Genomic DNA, 17,926 nt, shown 5'->3' with positions numbered 1-17,926 from the left:
GGTCCCGCCATCGGCGACAGCGTCAGACCCGCGCCCGAGCCAGTCACTACTGGAGACGCTGGCTCCAACATCACGAAATCAGGCTGTAGTACTAGGGCGGGGTTCACAGGTTAGGCTTCTGATACCTCTCCAGACATGGCTCATATGGAGAATCCTTATGAGAATGTGCTTACTCCCAGCCAGATGCCTACGAAGTGGCACGCCTAGCCGCCCTGCGGGCATGGCCACCTACAAGCACTGCCACTGACACACCGCCCCTGAACTGCCTGCTATCCGCCAGCCGCGCGCCCAACCTCCCATGCAGTCACCGTCATGTCATCGTGACCGAAATTGGATGCGGCCAGCGACAGCCGCCTGATCGGGTTGGATTCGTCTCATGACCTTTCCAATGCTGTCGACGCCGCCGCGTCCTGGTAGCTCCTGGAAGACCAGATGAACCGCCGCGAGTTTGGCAAGTTGAGTCTGGCCGCGGCGGTGTACTGGGGGCCCACGGACCGGTGGTTGGTCCGGCCGGCCGACGCCAGCGCCACCATCGAACATCCGCGTGCTCGGCGCGTCGGCGCCGCCGATCTCACCGAACTCCACGAAGCGGCCGAGTACGCCCGCCACGTCGACTCCAAGTACGGCGGCGGCTCCTGCGGCGCATCCATGGTCGTTGCGTGCCTGCGCGAGCGGGCTCTCCCGTTGCTGAAGGGCACCTACGGTGACGCCGTGGGTCGCCGGCTGTTCGCTGTCACCGCCCAGCTGGGCCGCCTGGCCGGTTACTCAGCCTGGGATGTCGGCCAGCAGGCCCGTGCTCAGCGGTATTACGTCCAGGCCGGGCGTCTGGCCTTCGCCGCCGGTGACGTCCCTCTCGGTGGGTACGTGCTGGCCTCCATGTCTCTGCAGGCCGGGCTAAATGACTACTGTCAGGACGCCATCGGCATGGCCCAAGGCGCCTTCGAACAGGCCAGAGCTTATGCCACACCACGTACACTGGCGTTCTTCAAACTCGTCGAGGCGCGCGCCCACGCTCGCGCCGCGCGACTACATGGGTACTCCCACGCGAGGCGGGCCGCAGGCCTGACCTTGGCGCAGTGCGAGAGCCTGCTCAGCCGGGCGCATCCTGGGAATCCCGACCCCCCGTGGATCGACTTCTTCACCTACCCGCGTTTCGCCGCAGACGCCACTGAGATCCATCGTGACCTGCGCATGCCCCATATGGTGATGCGGTTCGAGGGCATGGCCACCATGCCCGCCGACAATTACACCCGCTCCTGCGGGATGCGCTACGCCATCGTCGGCTCTGCCCATCTTCAGGCTAATCGTCTCGAAGAAGGGCTGTTGTATGGGCACCGCTCGGTGGACATCCTGTCCCGTGTCTCATCTATCCGCTCCCTTACGTACGTGGGGCAGCTACTTGAGGCGTTGCGGCCGTGGAACGCGGAGGCGGAGGTTCGGGAACTGCGCCATCGCGTGCGTCAGGAGCTTCGTAGTTCTGCACGCGGGAGTCCCGCCTCACTTCTGCCCACGCGTTCTTAGGAGAGAGGCAAGTTCCCCATTGGTCAACCCGCGCGTCAGCGGCAGGGCGGCACGGTTGAGCGAGGCGAAGTCGTAGGAATAGGCTCCCCACGCCTCTGGCCTCTTCCTCGGCCGAAGTGATCTAGAAGTTGGGAAACACCGTCGCCCGGACGTTGTCCCCCCGCATGTGTCAGAGAAGGGGCTGAGCGTAGGCGCAGACCGTGGAGCGGAACACGTCCAGCCCTCCTGCCAGCACCAAGGCATTGGGGCCATGCAGCACGGCCTCTATCCGCCGCGACGCCGCATGCCGATCCCCGGACACGATGGCGTGGGCAGCCATGCGGACGGTCTCCGTGGTGTACAGCCCGTCGGGTATCCGCCACTTCACTCCGGGATGGGCGACTGTGTTGTACATGAACAGACTGGTTGGCTCTGGTCCATCCGCTGGTGGCCTGTGGTTCGTGGCTCAAGAGGAAGGTGGACAGCGCAGTCAGGTCGGCCCCGTCAAGCTCGAATACAGGGCGGCGGTCCAGCCGCTCGGTCCATCCCCCGTCGACCGGGCCGGAGGATTGCGAGGGATGCCTTTCTGAACGGCGACCTCATCGAACCCAGGGCACACCTCGTCTCCATCGAAGTCCGGGCGCTTCACTCACCACCCATCGGGCTGACCTGGCCGCTGATCGTGCGCGGTTGGGCAACCGGCTAGAGCGCCTAACAGAAGGATCTACGTTGTGCTTTGATCTCTCGCTGCAGCCAGCGAGAGGAGCGCAGATGGCCAAGCTGAAGCCGTGGGGAGGTCAGCGACGAGCTGTGGACGGTGATTCAGCCCTTGCTGCCGCAGCGTCAGCGGCGGTTCCGGCATCTGGGACGCAAGCGGCTGGATGACCGGCTGGCGTTGCACGGCGTCTTGTTCGTACTGCACACCGGGATCGCCTGGGAGCACCTGCCGCAGGAACTGGGCTACGGCTCGGGCATGACCTGCTGGCGGCGGCTGGCCGAGTGGAACAAGGCCGGCGTCTGGCAGCGGCCGCACGAAGTCCCGCTCGATCAGTTGCGGGCCGTTGACGCGCTCGACTTCCAGGCCGCGGTGGACTCCTCGCAGATCAGAGCGTTAAAACGGGGCACAGACTGGCCCGTACCCGGTCGACCGAGGACGAGCGGGCAGCAAGCACCACCTGATCACAGAGGCCACCGGCATTCCGCTGGCCGTGATCTTGACCGGCGCCAACCGCAACGATGTCACCCAGCTTCGCCCGCTGCTGGACGCCATCCCGCAGGTCCGCGGCTAGCGCGGCCGACCCCGCCAGCGTCCTGACGTCGTGCTCGCCAACCGCGGCTACGACCACGACAAGTGTCGCCGCCTGGTGCGCGAGTTGCAGATCCGTCCGCTGATCGCCCCCCGCGGCACCGGACACGGCTCCGGCCTGAGCAAACAACGCTGGGTCGTCGAGCAGACCTTCGCCCTGCCGCACGCCTTCCGCCGTCTGCGGATCCGCTGAGAGATCCGCGCCGCCGTCCATGAGGCCTTCCTCAACTGGCCTGCGCACTTATCTACTGGCGACGCCTGACCTCATTGCGTTAGGAGCTCTCAGCGACGTTTGTCGGCATCTGTTCCGCGCTCGAGCGAGCCTTTGGACCTTCCTCGGCCAAGGGCCGGATCGTCTCACCGACGGAATGGCAGTCTGCTGCTCCTCTACGCCGGGTCGGCTTCATCAGTCTCACCGTCTGGCCGGAACGACGGAGATCCGTAACCCCGAGAAGGCCGCGACGCTCGCCATGCGGGCCGCCCAATCCTGGCACACCGCGCCGCCGGGCCCCAATCCAGCTGCTGGCCTGGCGCGCGACCTGCCTCAGCAGCTGCTGGCCCTCGATGAGCGCGTCGAGGGCGACGACCGCGACATCTACAAAACATCCCGTGCTAACGAACTCGCTGAGAGCGTCGAGTCGCTTCCGGGTATGGGCCCGATCCTGGGCGCCGAACTCCTCTCGAGCGTCGGTAACCTCTAGGGCTACCGCGATCCCGGGCACTGGCCGCCCACGCCGGCCTTTCCCAGGTGCCGCGCGACTCCGGACGCGGAACCGGCAACCTCCACTGGCCCGAATGGCACAACCGACTCCGACGCCGAATCTTCCACATGGCCGTACAGACCGCCATGATGCGCCCAGGCCCGTCACGCGACTACTGCCTCAAGAAGCGCGGCGAAGGACAGTTCCATCTCAGCACTCCTCTCCCGCCGCCGAGTGGACGAGTGCCAGGGCCATGCTGGGCGACAAGCGGCTTCACACCACTGCCCCGCCACTCGCGCCAACGGCTTGACATGGTCATGAGATCCCCCGCAGGGACGAACCCCTGAGCTTTTGTCAACGGCCGAGTGCGTGTCGCCGCTGGTGGCCAGGTAGAGGTCCCCAAGTCTTCGTAGTTGACTACTTCTTGGTGAGGCGTCGGCCTGTCCGGGTTCGTGCCTGTTTCATGCGGAAGGATTCGCCCTCGGTGGTCACGACGACGCTGTGGTGCAGGAGCCGGTCGAGCAGGCTGACGGCGGTGGTGTGCTCGGGCAGGAAGCGTCCCCATTGGTCGAAGGGCCAGTGCGAGCCGATGCCGAGCGTGCGGCGTTCGTAGGCGGCGGCCACGAACCGGAACAGCAGTTGCGCGCCGGTGTCGTCAAGCGGGGCGAACCCTACTTCGTCGATGATCACCAGGTCGTTGCGGAGCAGGTTGTCGATGACGCGGCCGACGGAGTTGTCGGCCAGGCCGCGATATAGCGTCTCGACCAGCTCAGCGGCCGTGAAATAGCGCACCTTGTGCCCGGCGTGGACGGCCGCGACGCCCAGAGCGATGAGGCTGTGACTCTTGCCCGTGCCCGCCGGGCCGAGTGCGCAGTAGTTCTCGGCGGCGCGGATCCACTCCAGCGAGGCGAGATAGTCGAAGGACGCTCGCGGGATCGAGGACGATCCGACGTCGAACTCCTCGATCGTCTTGATCACCGGGAAGGCGGCGGCCTTCATCCGGGTGCGGACATTGGAGGCATCGCGCGCGGCCAGCTCAGCCTCCAGCAGGGTGCGCAGGAACTCTTCGGGGTTCCAGCGTTGCGTCCTGGCGGTGATGAGCAGCTCGGGTGCCAGGCGGCGCATGGTGGCCAGCTTCAGCCGGCGCAACCCCGCGTCCAGGTCGCCAGGCAGCGCGGGGGGCGGCAGGCGCGGTCATCCGGTCTCTCCGATCCGGTCGAGGGCGTAGTCGTCCAGCGACCGTGTCGCCACGGCGGGCAGCGCCATGATCAGTGCGTCGCCGGCGGCGGTCGGCTGTGGTGTGCCGGCCCCGGCCGCCAGGATGGAGCGCACGTCCCCGGCCCGCCATCGGCGGAACCGGGTTGCCCGTTCCAGCGCGGCGATCAGCGTGGCGTCCCCGTGCGCGGCCCGCAGGGCGGCCAGCTCGACCAGGTCGGCGGCCAGACGCGTGTTGCCGGAGGCGGCCGAGCCGGTCAGCCAGCTCTCGGCGGCCGGGCCGAGCGCCAGGAAAGCCTTCTCGCTGTCGGTGCGCGCCCGGGCGGCCCGCCGAGGTGCCGGACGTGGCCCGCCGTAGTGCTCATCGCAGATGGCGGCCTCGCCAGGAGCGACCGGGGCGTGGTCGGCGACGATCTCGCCGGTTGCCAGGTCGGTGACCAGCAGCCGGCCGCCGGCCTCGACGATGGCCACGCGGGCGCCGATGAGCCGGTTGGGCACCGAGTAGCGGGCCGAGCCGAACCGCACGCACGACAACTTGTCCACCTTGCGGGTGAGCGGCGGCTTGCCGATCGCGGGCCGCAGGGACGGCAGCGTGCTCATCACTTCCCGCTCACCGGCCAGGCGTTCGGCCGGGACGGCGCAGATCTCCGAGTGCGGCACCGTGTTGACCTCGGCGCACCAGGTGCGGGCGGCGATGTTGGCCACCGTCAGGTCGTCGAACGGCGCCCGCGGCACCACCAGGTCGGACTTGGCGTAGCCGACCAGGTTCTCCACAATGCCCTTCGACTCCGGATCGGCCGCCTCGCACCAGTCGGGGCGAAAGCCGTAGTGGGTAGCGACGCGGACGTAGTCGGCGGTGGGGATGACCTTATTGGCGACCACGCCGCCTTTCAGGCAGCCCATCCGGTCGGTCAGCACCACCTTCGGGACCGCGCCGAGCGTCTCGAAACACTCGGCGAGCAAGGACAGCGTGGTCTCGGCGCCCTCGTTGTCGGCAAAACGCACGAACCGGAACCGCGACCAGGCCAGCACCGCGCAGAACACGTGCAGCCCCCCGCCCGCGTCGCCCCAGTCGATGACCAGCATCTCGCCCGGTGTCCAGACCGCCGGTCGCCGGCCCCGCGGGTGCTGTCGCCGCCAGTCCCTTTTCGCCTCGGCGACCAGGCGTCGGAAGTTGCGCGCCGATCCGCCGTACCCGGCCGTCCGCGCCAAGGGCAGCAGCCGTTTGGCCGAGATCTTTGCGTGCGTCGCGCGGACCTTGTCGGTCACCAGCTGGGCGACCGGATCGTAGTTGTGGTTGCGTTGCTTACGGGGCGGCGCCTTGTCCCCGGCCAGCGCCCGCTCGATGATGCGTTTGACGGTCTTGTGCGTGGTGCCGCACATCTCAGCGGCCCCACGATAGGTGCCCACCTCACGGTAGGCGGCGATGATGTCCATGACTTCCCCCGAAGATTTCATGGCCCGGCAGACTCCCTGAGCGGTGATCACATGACTGGCCCGACACCGTCACGATCACCGTTCAGGGGCACACCCCGCCCCACGACACGCGAACGCGCGCGAACAGACGTGGGGACTTAAATCTGGCCACCAGCGGTGACCTCAACCGGCCACCTGCGGCTACTTTGCACGGCCACGGACAGCTTAGATATCCGTCAACCCGATCAAACCTAGGACACCGCTACGGCGCGGTGCGCGTGGTTGCCGGAGGCATGTCGCGGGGGGAGCCTGCTGTGACCGGCCGGGCCCTACTCCCAACGAGCCACTTGCACCGCTGTCCTCCTGTCCGCATGGCCATTCACCCGCCGTGCGCGGATCACCACTCTGTGAGCCACGTGGCGACCTCGTCATCGGAGCCGGCACCGCACTCACGGCAGAGCGTCTCGGCCCGCCGGCGCAGGTCCCGCGACTGCTCATCTTCGCCTCGCGCCTGGTGGACGGCCGCCTCTTCGGCCATAGCGCGAGCGGCCCAGGCGCGATCGCCGAGGGATTCGTACATCGCCCGTGACTCCCGCAAGGCCTCAACCGCCTGTGGCCACCGCCGCTGGCCTCGGTGGAAGAGTCCATAGGAGCGCAAGACCCGGGCCTGACCGGGAAGGTCGCCGATCTGCCTCAGGATGTCGGTGGCCATCTTCAGATGGGCACCCGCCTCCTCCCAGCCGCGCTCATGGCCGATGGTGTCGGCGATACTCATCCGCGAACGCGCCTCCCACCGGCGATCGCCCAGATCGCGGAAGCGCGCGAGCGCGTCCCGCAGGCAATCGAGCGCGCTGTCATAGGCACCCGCCCGCCGATACGCGTCCCCCTTGTTACGCAGGACGACAGCCACCCCGCGCCTGTCGGCGAGTTCCTCGAAGATGTCCCGCGCCTCGTCCAACGCGCCGATCGCCTGAGACGTACGACCCATGTTGCGCCACAGCACTCCGAGGTGGCGAAGCGTACGCGCCTCCCACCGGCGGTCACCAAACTCGCGGATTACGCCCAGACCATTCAGATATAGGCGTTCGGCCTCACCGTACAGGCACTGATCCCGAAAGACGATGCCGAACCGAACACGAGAGCGAGCGGCCCCCCATCGATCACCGAGGTCGTCGAAGATCCGCACACACTCGGTGAAAGCATCGATGGACTCCCGCCACTCGCTCCGGCCGCGTTGGAGATCACCCAGACCGCCCAGCGTCCAGGCGACATAACGTGGGACGTCTCGACGGCGGAACTCCTCCAACGCGGATTGGAAACAATCCACGCCCTCATCGAGACGTCCCGTATAACGAAAGGTGTCCCCCAGCACGCCCAACGCTAGGGTCGCGCCGAGTTCGTCGCCGGCGGCTGTGGCGACGTCGGCCGAAACGCGTAGCTGCTCCTCCGCGGAGACGAAGTCACCCCTTGCGCGGTGAATCGCCCCAATCTTGCGACGGATCTCAGCCTCGCCCTGACGATCACCGCATCTCCTGGCCGCCTCCAGGCCGATCCGGTGAACACCCATCCAGCTCGACAGATCGCAGGGCCAACGCGACATCGCGGGCAACGCCCTGGCTAGTCGCGCGGCGAGTGGCCACAGTTCGGCCTCGCCGGCCAACTCGACACCTCGCAAAAATGTGATCTCGTGAGCGCGGAACCACTCAGCAGGATCACGGCGCATGGCTTGCGCCAATCCGGCGTCGACGGGCACCGCCTCGCAGTGCCCGCCGGGTTCGAGCAGAACACAGACGTTGGTCGCCACAGCGATGTAGCACTCCAGCAGCCGGGTCAACGCCGCCTCGTAGGTGGGCTTAGTCTCCTCCTCGGCCAGCCGCTCACGGGCGAATGTCCGCAGCCGATCGCGGAACTGATAGCGCCGGATCCCGGTCTGGTCATCAGTCGCGGCCTCGATCAGTTCGGCGTCGACGAGGCGTTCCAGCACCTCATGCGCGGTGGGCATGGACACGTCCGCCAGCGCGGCCAGTGCCCAGGCGGGGAAATCGGCGGTCTTCAACATACCGAGAAGCCGGAACGTCCGTTTCAGTTCCTCGTCGCATACCTGGTAGCTGAGCGCGATGTCGCGACGGACTTCGTTGTCCGCATGGGAGCTTCGCGGCGCCGTCAGCTCCTTCGGAGCGGTCTTCACCAGCGCTACCGCCGTGTAGCTGGAGGGTGGGCCTCCGGTTGTGGTCGTGGCGCTGCTGGCCTTCTCGGTCACCTTCAGCGCGGCCAGCCCAGCGGTGGGGGCCACGATGACGCTCTCCAGCGTCAGCACCATGTAGTCACCGGGGGCGAGAGGTGTTGCGCCGCCAGGGGCGGTGGCTTGGAAGGAGTTGGAGCCCTGTGGACCCCGCCGGACGTTCACCGACGACCGGGTGCCCGAACGTGTGTTGCATTCGCCATTGATCTTGATCTCATTGAAGTCAGAGGTGAGGCCACTGGCGTCGCTGCCGATGGGCACCTCCACCTTGATCGTGGACCAGTACGCCGCCTGCTGCCCGGTGTTGGTGATGACCAGGTACACCGTCCCCGTGGACGGCCGCCCGGCGGTTGACGCCTCCAGGGGTGCCGGGTCGGTGATGAGGGTATAGGTCAGCATGGTCAAGGTCGCGACTCCTTCTCATGGAGTACGGCGGGGGCTGATGGTCCGCGCACTAGACGGTGCCGGCCTATGGGCACACAGGCAGCGATACCAGCGACAGATCCGATATTCCCTGCTTGTGATGCGCCATAGAAGGCCACCCCTAGATCCAAACGCCAGTATTGGAGCGTGACAAGAGCATTCAAGGACGCCAAAACAGGGCGACTCGGCGACACCATCAGTGTCTTGACGCACATCCTGACCATGATGTCGCCGCGCCACGATGGGGTGAACCAGCGAGGGAAGAGAAGACATGGCCCCAACCCGGTGCGTGTACGCTCACCTCGCCGCCATCGTAGGCACGCATTCGCGCGGAACCCTAACGATCACGTCGTTCGACGCGAGCGACTGCTGGGTTGCCGCGCTCGGTCTGGTCAAGTCACGGTTGTCGTGCTCGGTCCGCGCCTGGGGGAAGCGCTCGGTACGCGATGGGCAGACACTGATCTGGAGCAGCCGGAATTCCCTATCGCCTCGCAGGCTCCGCAGGCGAACAGAGTGTGCTCCATCGGAGGGCTGCGACCCAAGCGCCCTGGAGGCTGCGTCACACCTGTTCCGCATGCCGCCACTCGTCGTGGTGGAGATTCCGCGTCCGAGAACGTTTCCGCCTCGTGCGGGTGAATCGGCACGGCGGGGTCCGCTGTCCCGTTTGAACAGCCACCAAGCGAAGGCCGATCATCTCGCGGTGCCACCTGATGAGGCTGGCGATGTGGCTTGAGGTTGAGCGACACATCGACGCCAGCGCGGTAAACAGCATCCGAAGCCGTCGCCCTGATCGTGGCGGACGTAATTGTGGTGGCTAACCCGCCTGGTAGGGATATCGCCAGGCCATCTGGTAAACGCCGACCTCGGAATCGCACCTTTACCAGCACGCCGCCGCAGGAAGATCAGGGGGCAACGACGCTTCCGGTATTCCCGCGGTACGGCACCTAGGTTAGAGTCGTTTACCTCTGCTTGTAGCGCTCCCAAAACTCTTTGAATGACTGCGCATTCGAGATCGCCGCGTCTCTGTAGGAGACGTACTTGTTTAAATCTCCGGGAGATGCCAACTCCGCGCCAAGAAAAGCCCCCACAATATCATATTGCATGATTACGACGATAGCGCTGTCGAACATCCAGAAGTCCGGCACGCCGTCGAGCGGGTTGTGTCTGTTCGTGATATCGAGGACATAGCATTCCTCGCCCGCCTGCTGATTGCGATGATATCCCCATGCCATCTCATAGCGTAGGTAGTCAGAGAGAGGACGCTTGGCAATGTGGACGCGGTACATGCGCTTTCCTGAATCAATGTTGCCTTTGACGACATCGACCCATGGATCGTTCTTGTGCGCTTCTGGCTGTGCTTTGCCGGCTAGAAAGTCACGAAAGGACAGCCGCTCTTCGGGGATAGTGTAAGTGTCGAGCGTTTCGAGACGGAAGGCTTCGCGCTGGTATGAGCTGAACAGCTCTCCGAAGTCTTCAGAAGTTATATGCATGGCCCTCCCGCATGATGGGTCACTTCAGGATGATGCCGTCCATTCCACCGGACGGGTGATCATGATCTGCCAATAGCTCCGTGTCCACGGTGGCGAATCCTTTGAACCACGAACTCGTCTGCCACGAGCAGGGGCGACGGCTTCGGATGCTATTTTATCAGGCTGGCGTCGATGTGTCGCGCTCCACCTTAAGCCACATCGCCAGCCGGCACCGTGAGATGGTCAGTGTCACCTTGAGGCTGCTTAAAGCGGGACAGCGGCCCCGCCCGCGCCGATTCACCGGCGCGAGGTGGAAACGTTCCCGGACGCGGAATCTCCACCGCGAAGAGTAAGTCCTTTCACCTTATTCTCGCCGGTCAGGAGCGGTGGCCGGCGAGGATGAGCCCGATGGCCTGCGGCGAACCCGGAGCAACCGGCAGCTGAGTCGGGCTAGAGGCGTGATATCAGTCCCGCTCAAGTGAGCCGGGCTCAGCGGTTGAAGGGGCCCAGAGTGTCAGCCGCCGTCGCCGCTGCGGAGCCCGCGGTTGGATGGTCCTCGCTCGGCGTTACTGATGTGTATCTACTGGGAGTTGAGCGCGGAATCCCGCGGAGACTACATGGAGGCGGGGGCGGTGATGCCTGAGAGGGCGCGAAGCACTTCGTCGAGAAGCTCGGATTCCGGTATTCTGACTATTGGAGATACGGAGGGATCATGGCGCCCAAGGAAGTTCCTCCCCTGGCGAGTAGCAACCGGCGCATCCTGCCCATCTGGACTGATGGTCTGTTCGCCCTTGGCGTCGGATCGGTAGCAGGCGAAGCAGCGGTAGTCGCCGAAGCTTTCGGCTGGAGCGCCAACTTTTGGGTAGCCGGCACCGTCGCACTGCTACTCGCTTCGTTCTGCAACCACGTGATTTTGACAGTCCTCACAGGTGGAAGTATTGGTAAGCTCATCGGCGGGCTTCGCGTCGTTCGTGTGGACGACTTGAGGAAGCCTCGGATCGGACAGGCGATTCACCGTTGGTTGTGGGGCTTCTTCTATATTCTCATCTCGCCGCTGCTGATGGTCCTGGACAGCGATATCGACCATTTGCTTATAGCTGGCCTGCGGATAGTACGAAGAGTCAATCTCCGCTGAGTGCGAACTAATCGGCTGCGGAAATACAGCTGGACTCGGAGATGTCAGCGTCCCCCGCCTAGACAGGTGGGGCTTTCATTCTCGCTTGGTGGACAGAGAGGGGATCCGCCTGATTCGATGGACGCGTCGTGCGGCTACGCGGCAGAATAGTCGCCTTCTGAGGTGTCTGTGGGCTCCTGTGGGTTCCTGCGCTCGGCAGGGCTGGGTTGGCCGTTGGCGGAGCGAGGGCGACGTCGGTTGTCGAAGCCCCCGGTGTGGCCGAATACGGCCTGTTTGGCTGCTGGCATGGTTCAGGAGGTGCGCCGGTCGATCAGCCCGCGCTCGATCGACACGAACCCGCTCGCGATGATTCCGTGGAGGAAGTGTGCCGGTTCTGCCCACCGAGGGACGGCTATCAGCCTGTGGGCGGAGCTGACCGAAGGCGATAAGGGGTCCTGATCGTTCGCGGACCGCGACGATCGTTCCCACCTGGCCCAACAATCCGGCCGATAGAGAACGATCTTGGAAATCCTCCAGATGGTTGATCCTTACAGACTCTTTCTCGACGAGCTGGACTTCTGCCCGCGAAACGTGTTGGACATTGATTAAGGCGAAGAAGGCAACAACACTACTGCGGAAGCGTTCCGAAGTTCTGGAACCGCCGCCAGCGTAGTGTCAAGCCGACAGCCCGGTTCTCCTCCCTCCCCGGACCACTAAAGATCACCACGGTCGCCCGCTCGGCATCTTGGAGATGACGTTGGTGGCCCGCGATCGTGAACTGAGTTACGAACTGCAAGAGGAAGGTGACCCCAATGGCAAGGCGCGTCGACAGCCGACCGCAGCAACAGCGAGTAGCCGCAGAGCTGCGCTCACAGATCATGTCGGGCATCCTCACGGCGGGAGCACAGCTGCCCTCCATGCCGCAGCTAGCTGACCAGTACGCGTGCGCCACGGCCTCCGTCCAGAAAGCCATCAAACTCCTGACGGACGAGGGGCTGCTGCGAAGATCGCCCGGCAAAGGAGTGTTCGTCACTCAGAGGCGGCCATTCGTTGTCACGGCAACCGCCTACAAGACGCCTACGCCAGGCGGCTACAGGTACGAACTGCTCCACGTCCGCGAGGTGACGCCGCCGGCCGATGTCATGAAGGCGCTGCGTCTCGCCGATGGCGGGCGGGCGATAGAGCGCCACCGTATTCTCCTACACGCGGACATTCCGATCGAGATGTCGTGGTCGTACTATCCCTTCGACATCGCGGCCGGGACGCCCTTGGCGGGCCACGGCAAGATCAAGGGCGGAGCGCCCAAGGCGCTGACTGAGCTCGGCTTCCCCGAGCGGGAGTTCGAGGATCGCATTTCGGCGCGGCAACCGAGAACGCAAGAGGTTGAGGCCCTCGACCTTCCCCTTGAGGTGCCCGTGATCCGCCAGTTCCGGGTGGTCTACAGCGACAATGAGAGGCCTGTCGAGGTGTCCATCCTCGTGAAGGGCGGTCATCTGTGCGAGGCGCTATACCGGCAGGCTGAGGCAGTGCAGCTTTGACCACGGGAATGACGTGTCGACGTGCCGCAGACCAGCTCGCCTGAGGCGACGGATCTGTCTCGATATGACTGTCCGTAGTGTGCTGATTGTGGTTTACGTCCAGAACCGTTCATCCGGGCCTTCCTTTTCGGTGATACCAACCATCGTCAGCCTGGTGCGGCGATGGCAGGCCCCAGGGTCCTGTAAAACGAACGGCGGATCTGATGATCAAGGAAGAGACGCTTGATGTCCGAGACCGCCGTGGAGTCGCTGTCCATGAGCGAACTGCCTGTCGAGCCGGGCCGCTCGATGACGGACGAGCAGCTGATCTCGACGCTCGTGACCCGGGCCCGTAGCCAGGGGCCGCGGCTGACTGGTGAGGGTGGCCAGCCGCGGCAGCTGACCAAGCGGGTGCTGGGTCGGCGCTGGAAGGCGAGATCACCGATCGCCTGGGCTATGACAGGTACGACCGGGCCGGGAAGAACAGCGGCGACAGCCGCGACGGCAGCCGCGCCAAGACCGTGGTGAGCGACGTCGGCCCGGTCCAGGTGCGGGTGCCGCGCGATGTGGCGGGCACCTTCGAGCCCCAGCTCGTCCGTAAGCGGCAGCGCCGGCTGTCCGGCGTGGACGAGATGGTCTTGTCCCTGTCGGCCAAGGGTCTGACCCATGGGGAGTACGGACCTCTGATCTCGGATGTCCGTCAAGCCGGATTAGGCCAACCTGGACGCGGGAAGCGTCCAGGGCTCAGCCGCTCGATCAGCGTGCGGTGGGTACCTGTTTGGCCGCAGGTCGGCGAGCTCGAACACGCCGGCCCCCTGTCTCGCCAGCAGCTCGGCCAGCCGCTCGGGCTTGAGATCGATCGACGCGATCCCGGCAGCCGTGAGCGGTACCGCTTGCACGTGATATTCGCCCCTGGACGGATCGGTGAACTCGGGGCCAGTGCGCTCGGTCAGATCCCACGTCTCGATTCTGGCCAGATAGAAGAGCTGACGGTCCCCGGCGTCGTCGATCACATGGATCAGAGAGTGGATGCGCGCCTCGCCGCCGAGTTCCTCATGAATCTCTCGCAGTAGCGCTTCCTCTAGGCTCGCGTCGGTGGCCTCTACGCCGCCGCCGGGCAGCACCCAATACGGTGCGATTCCATGCCGTATCCGCTTGATGGTCAGTAGGCGGTTGTCCGGCGTGACGAGGATGCCCCGAACACGTGTCGTCACGATCATCCTTCCGGTCAGGCTGCCAGCGCTCCAACTGGCTCGACGCGGCCGACGTCTTTCGAGCCGGCTGCGCTCGCACAGTACTAGGCGAGCAGTAGAAGGCAGACCGCCCAGCCACCTTGAGTCGTGGCCATGATGGACCGTGCCTTGAGGATGCGCCGTCGGCTACGGCCGATGGGGTGTCCGGCGGATCGTCGCAGACCACGCGGTGCGCCCTGAGAAGTCGCCGCGCAGGCGCCGCACTGGAGCGGCGTAGGCCCCCTCCACGGAACAGGCATGACTACAGAGAAGACAAGGCCCACCGAAAGGGATCGCCACCTACGTCGTGAACATCATCGACTACACTAACCGGGACGACGCCGGCTTTGTCCCCGACGACCCGACTCGCCGATCTTCGCGGGCGTGCTCTACTACACGCCCAGGCTCCAGATCATTCTTGACCGACAGGGGGCGACGTACCAGGGCGCCGAGTGACGTCGTGGACGCGCATCGGGAAGTCAACGACGCCGTGTTTCGCAGGATGGTCAGCAACGGACACCCGGTGATCATCTTCATTGACGGTGCCGCGCCAACTGGGCACGAGACTTCGTCACACTCCAGAACAACGCCAAGCCGCCCAACCAGTCGGTAGCCCAGCCGACGAACATCGACGAGGCCCTGAACAGGGCACTGCTGGTTCGCTTCGGGGTCCAGCGACACCATTCTTGGCACCCTGCCTGAGCGCCGGGAGAGCGTGTCGTGGCTTGTGCGTGGCGCGACGCTCAGTTGATGATTTGCTCGGACCACGCCTCGGGTTCCGCGACCCAGCCGGCGGTCACGATGAGCTGGCTGCTCCTGTTGACTGTGAGGAACCCGAAGGGATGGCTGAAGTCGATGTCAACGTTCTTGACGCGATGGGGCATTGGGGTCGGCCCACCTGGGGCGGCACCGAAGGTGGTCATCGCGGCGGATTCGAAGCCGGCGGCTTGAAAGGTGGCGACGGTGTTCTGCTGGGCTTGGGTGACGGCGAGAGGCCAGGTACTGATGCCCGGAAAGTGTCCGCGGGTTGAGTCCGTCACTGTTGACAGGCCGAAGATCTCGGGCAGATCAAGGAGGTCATGTGTGGCGGTGACGGTGAAACGCGGAATTCTGACATTCAGTATGTCCTCAAGAGCGTGGCCGCGGGCGTGGCGGACCGTCATCCCTGGGCTCGGACTACCCGCAGGTAGGCGGCTGGCCGGGGTCGCGAGGTGGCGCTTGGTCAGTACATCGATGCCAGCGCTGAGAACGTGGCCGGGCTTCATCGAGTCGTCACCCAGGACAAGATGGACGTCGATTCCACCTGTGCCCATGACTCGCAGCAAGGTCAGGCAGCCAGCGGGAGTCTCAGCGGCCATGGCTTGGTCGAGCATGTATGTGCCGCGGCGTAGAACATGGATCTCGCGTCCTGCCCATGGGCCGGACGCGAACAGGTCGAGGCCTTCCATGAAGGGCCGTAGCCAGGTGGTGCGGACGGTTGACGCCATCGCCAAGACAAGGATCACGTGGTCCGTCAGTTGAAGGGGCATGGCGGGAATAGCGCCGCCGGTCTGCTCTTTGGCCCAGGCATCAAGTCGGAGTTGGTTCGCAGCTGGATTTGAGGTCAATTCGCCGTACATGCCCGCGCCGAGCGTGGTGAGCCAGGAAGTATCCAGTGGCAGCTTCGGTCGAGACCACACACCCAGTGCCGATCGGATCGCTATGGACTTGCCCATGATCGACAATATGGTTCGAGCCGCCTCAGACGCCGTGGCGGCGTCGATTCCGACGGCCTCCTGTAGCTCTCTGCGCCCTTGTCCCTCGGCGGCTGATGCGAGGTGGGCCAGCAGCGGCCAGGCGCCTGCGCCGGCTACCACGACCGACCCCCCCGAACAGGTCTTCACCCACCGGGCGGTCAGCGCGTTAACCGCGGACACCGTGTCACGCTGGTACTGCGAGCTCATGAGGTGACCGTACAAGAGTCGAAAGCCCCTCGGTGAGATTCTCTTCGTATTTGGCAGGTGCCAGTGCCCGCTCGCAGCGAGTAGCGGGCGGCCGAGGGGGGTCTTGATGGGCCCTCATGGGGTGGAAGCAAGCTCAGGGTGTGCTTGCGCGATGCATCTTGATGGTGTTGAGATCGGCCATATCCACGAATTTGGCGTTGCGAGTCGATGTTCGCGTGCTTTCGGATCGGCATGTGTGGGTGCCAATGTCCCCTGGAATCGCGTTCGAGTGCGTGTCGTCGGGGATGACCGGCTGGCAGACCGTGCCCGTACGTCCAGCCTCACGTAGCAGGGCGGCACCGACTGCTCGCGCACCCGTAAGCGCGGTGACCGCCCTGATCAGCTCTCCGGCCTCGAGCCAGTCGGCCACTCGCAGCCGTACACGCTGCCGCCGTTCTCGCACCGCGGGTGTCCCCCCGCCCGCTGTCCGGGCCAGCTGTTTCGGTCGTTCCTCAACGACAGCGATCCGTCCCGAGGCTGTGTGCCTACCGACAATTCCCTGAGGTCACGTCACCGCCTTTCGTGATCAATGCTCCACCCCCAGAAACCAGTCGACTGTTTCAGGTAGTCCCATGACTGTTGAATCGAAAAGTGGAGTGGGAGAGCTCAGAAAATCTGGTCCGGACGGCAGGGGGAAGCCATGCTCATCGCATCTGCGAAGCCGGAGCACGTCAGCCAAGCAAAGGCCAGCGGCGCCATCCCATATTTTCTGTTGCCTGCGCCAGAACAAGTCATAGGTCAGAAGGGCGGGCTCTGTGTAATCCGCTAGATTTATAGCGGTACGTAGCATATCGAGGGTTTGAGAGGTGGTGCGCGTCTTCACTTGATAATTCATCCGCTCGGCTACCGCGTCGAACTCGCGTTCTCCGCTAGCCGTGCCACGCGTAGCGGATATTTCGTTTCTTGCGCGATCTGCCAGAGGTGCCGGTGCTCCGTTCAATCTGACAGTCGACGTGCGGCGGTCCGCTGTGATGAGCAAAGATGTACGCCCCTTTCCTAGCTCTGGGGCGAGAATGAATGAAGCTTTTGGCTCCCAGTCCTCATAAAGACAGACCACCGAGCAGAACTCTATGCGGTCATCGCGAACAAATTCGGCGGTTCCATCGATGGGATCAATAATCCAGACCCTCCCATCCGCCCGAAGAATGTCCTCTCGTCGCCTTGACTCGCTGATCCTGGGCTCCTCTTCTTCTGCGATGACGACGGCACCAGAGTCCATATCGCGAATATTTTGGATTATCATCCTTTGGATGTTAATGTCCGCTTCGGTGACTAGTGACTGATCAGCTTTCCTCTGGATGGGGAGCTCGGCGAGCCGCTGGCGATAGTGAGTGAAGGCGGGAAGAAGCTGCTGCTCAAGCGCTGACCAGAGCGAATCGGTTTCCACGCGGAGGCGCTCCCATGCTGGTTGCCCGTACGTTCATAATCCTGCCGCCTCGATCCAACCGCCGTGACGGTTGGTACGCAAGCGTCACGGGCCTTTCCCGAATGCGACGCCTGCGGCCCGCTGATTAGATCGTTTACATGGATCTTCTTTGGCGGACTGTGATCCTGGCGTCGCGTGATGTCAGTCAAGCTATGGGGCATCGCCACGATGTCTGATCCGTGAGTCTTTTTCATCCTCCTTGCCCGGATCTCCTGACCAGGGCTGATGGCGCATCTACCCGTCCGGCTCAGCCGCCGGAGGTCCGGGCCTCGTCGCGGGCCACAGGGGCCAATGCCACTGAGCGTAAGTTGATCAAGCCCTGAGCTGGGCCTGCGTGACTCTCCCGGCCGGTGAACGGGGTGCGGGGACGTGGAGCACGCCTG

At 64.6% G+C, this 17,926-nt stretch carries 12 protein-coding genes and 3 pseudogenes; 7 read left to right on the top strand and 8 right to left on the bottom strand.

The features are described 5' to 3' along the window. Positions 1 to 432 precede the first annotated feature (432 nt). Positions 433 to 1,521, top strand: coding sequence for a hypothetical protein (locus tag ACWEJ6_RS51040; RefSeq protein ID WP_452432804.1), 1,089 nt, complete (start codon positions 433 to 435; stop codon positions 1,519 to 1,521). 169 nt (positions 1,522 to 1,690) lie between these two features. Here ACWEJ6_RS51040 and ACWEJ6_RS51035 read toward each other — a convergent pair whose 3' ends face one another. Then, entirely contained in the window at positions 1,691 to 1,915 is a 225-nt protein-coding gene (locus ACWEJ6_RS51035; protein WP_452432802.1) for a hypothetical protein, read from the bottom strand. A gap of 393 nt (positions 1,916 to 2,308) precedes the next feature. Between ACWEJ6_RS51035 and ACWEJ6_RS51030 the strand changes: the two are divergent. The 3 genes and pseudogenes from ACWEJ6_RS51030 to ACWEJ6_RS51020 form a co-directional block, all read left to right on the top strand. Further along, a pseudogene (locus ACWEJ6_RS51030) lies at positions 2,309 to 3,082 on the top strand (IS5 family transposase). Between the two features lie 92 nt (positions 3,083 to 3,174). After that, positions 3,175 to 3,507, top strand: a complete 333-nt coding sequence (locus ACWEJ6_RS51025; RefSeq protein WP_452432801.1) for a hypothetical protein — start codon at positions 3,175 to 3,177, stop codon at positions 3,505 to 3,507. 17 nt (positions 3,508 to 3,524) lie between these two features. After that, positions 3,525 to 3,854, top strand: a pseudogene (locus ACWEJ6_RS51020) (hypothetical protein); the annotation flags it as partial. Positions 3,855 to 3,924: 70 nt separating this feature from the next. Here the strand turns inward: ACWEJ6_RS51020 and istB are convergent. The 4 genes from istB to ACWEJ6_RS51000 all read right to left on the bottom strand — a co-directional run bounded on the left by istB (position 3,925) and on the right by ACWEJ6_RS51000 (position 10,293). After that, positions 3,925 to 4,656 carry an IS21-like element helper ATPase IstB gene (gene istB / locus ACWEJ6_RS51015; RefSeq protein ID WP_452432800.1) on the bottom strand — a complete coding sequence of 244 codons (732 nt, stop codon included), beginning with the start codon at positions 4,654 to 4,656 and terminating at the stop codon, positions 3,925 to 3,927. A gap of 45 nt (positions 4,657 to 4,701) precedes the next feature. Next, positions 4,702 to 6,180, bottom strand: a complete 1,479-nt coding sequence (istA, locus tag ACWEJ6_RS51010) for an IS21 family transposase (protein ID WP_452432798.1) — start codon at positions 6,178 to 6,180, stop codon at positions 4,702 to 4,704. A gap of 355 nt (positions 6,181 to 6,535) precedes the next feature. Further along, a complete protein-coding gene (locus ACWEJ6_RS51005; protein ID WP_452432805.1) occupies positions 6,536 to 8,779 on the bottom strand; it encodes a tetratricopeptide repeat protein in 2,244 nt (747 codons plus the stop codon). Between the two features lie 983 nt (positions 8,780 to 9,762). Beyond that, the gene (locus tag ACWEJ6_RS51000) at positions 9,763 to 10,293 is read right to left on the bottom strand and encodes a DUF6879 family protein (RefSeq protein ID WP_452432797.1); all 531 of its coding nucleotides are present in this window, start codon (positions 10,291 to 10,293) and stop codon (positions 9,763 to 9,765) included. Positions 10,294 to 10,984: 691 nt separating this feature from the next. On the opposite strand from ACWEJ6_RS51000, the gene ACWEJ6_RS50995 reads away from it, so the two are divergent. The 3 genes and pseudogenes from ACWEJ6_RS50995 to ACWEJ6_RS50985 form a co-directional block, all read left to right on the top strand. After that, entirely contained in the window at positions 10,985 to 11,407 is a 423-nt protein-coding gene (locus ACWEJ6_RS50995; RefSeq protein ID WP_452432796.1) for an RDD family protein, read from the top strand. A 791-nt stretch (positions 11,408 to 12,198) separates the two neighbouring features. Next, a complete protein-coding gene (locus tag ACWEJ6_RS50990) occupies positions 12,199 to 12,924 on the top strand; it encodes a GntR family transcriptional regulator (protein ID WP_452432794.1) in 726 nt (241 codons plus the stop codon). Positions 12,925 to 13,328: 404 nt separating this feature from the next. Next, positions 13,329 to 13,535: pseudogene (locus tag ACWEJ6_RS50985) on the top strand (transposase); the annotation flags it as partial. 78 nt (positions 13,536 to 13,613) lie between these two features. Here the strand turns inward: ACWEJ6_RS50985 and ACWEJ6_RS50980 are convergent. The 3 genes from ACWEJ6_RS50980 to ACWEJ6_RS50970 all read right to left on the bottom strand — a co-directional run bounded on the left by ACWEJ6_RS50980 (position 13,614) and on the right by ACWEJ6_RS50970 (position 17,504). Next, entirely contained in the window at positions 13,614 to 14,117 is a 504-nt protein-coding gene (locus tag ACWEJ6_RS50980) for an NUDIX domain-containing protein (RefSeq protein WP_452432793.1), read from the bottom strand. A gap of 761 nt (positions 14,118 to 14,878) precedes the next feature. Continuing rightward, entirely contained in the window at positions 14,879 to 16,078 is a 1,200-nt protein-coding gene (locus tag ACWEJ6_RS50975; RefSeq protein WP_452432792.1) for a serpin family protein, read from the bottom strand. Between the two features lie 565 nt (positions 16,079 to 16,643). After that, entirely contained in the window at positions 16,644 to 17,504 is an 861-nt protein-coding gene (locus ACWEJ6_RS50970; protein WP_452432790.1) for an inositol monophosphatase family protein, read from the bottom strand. Between the last annotated feature and the right edge of the window lie 422 nt (positions 17,505 to 17,926).

The sequence above is a fragment of the Nonomuraea sp. NPDC004702 genome (genome assembly GCF_053601695.1).
This window is presented reverse-complemented; position numbering and strand designations above follow the sequence as displayed.

Bases quoted from the DNA above. Each gene is read 5' to 3' on its own strand.
- ACWEJ6_RS50975 (WP_452432792.1), bottom strand. From the start codon at position 16,078: ATGAGCTCGCAGTACCAGCGTGACACGGTGTCCGCGGTTAACGCGCTG.
- istA (WP_452432798.1), bottom strand. From the start codon at position 6,180: ATGAAATCTTCGGGGGAAGTCATGGACATCATCGCCGCCTACCGTGAG.
- ACWEJ6_RS51000 (WP_452432797.1), bottom strand. From the start codon at position 10,293: ATGCATATAACTTCTGAAGACTTCGGAGAGCTGTTCAGCTCATACCAG.
- ACWEJ6_RS50990 (WP_452432794.1), top strand. From the start codon at position 12,199: ATGGCAAGGCGCGTCGACAGCCGACCGCAGCAACAGCGAGTAGCCGCA.
- ACWEJ6_RS51035 (WP_452432802.1), bottom strand. From the start codon at position 1,915: ATGTACAACACAGTCGCCCATCCCGGAGTGAAGTGGCGGATACCCGAC.
- ACWEJ6_RS51040 (WP_452432804.1), top strand. From the start codon at position 433: ATGAACCGCCGCGAGTTTGGCAAGTTGAGTCTGGCCGCGGCGGTGTAC.
- ACWEJ6_RS50995 (WP_452432796.1), top strand. From the start codon at position 10,985: ATGGCGCCCAAGGAAGTTCCTCCCCTGGCGAGTAGCAACCGGCGCATC.
- ACWEJ6_RS51025 (WP_452432801.1), top strand. From the start codon at position 3,175: ATGGCAGTCTGCTGCTCCTCTACGCCGGGTCGGCTTCATCAGTCTCAC.
- ACWEJ6_RS51005 (WP_452432805.1), bottom strand. From the start codon at position 8,779: ATGCTGACCTATACCCTCATCACCGACCCGGCACCCCTGGAGGCGTCA.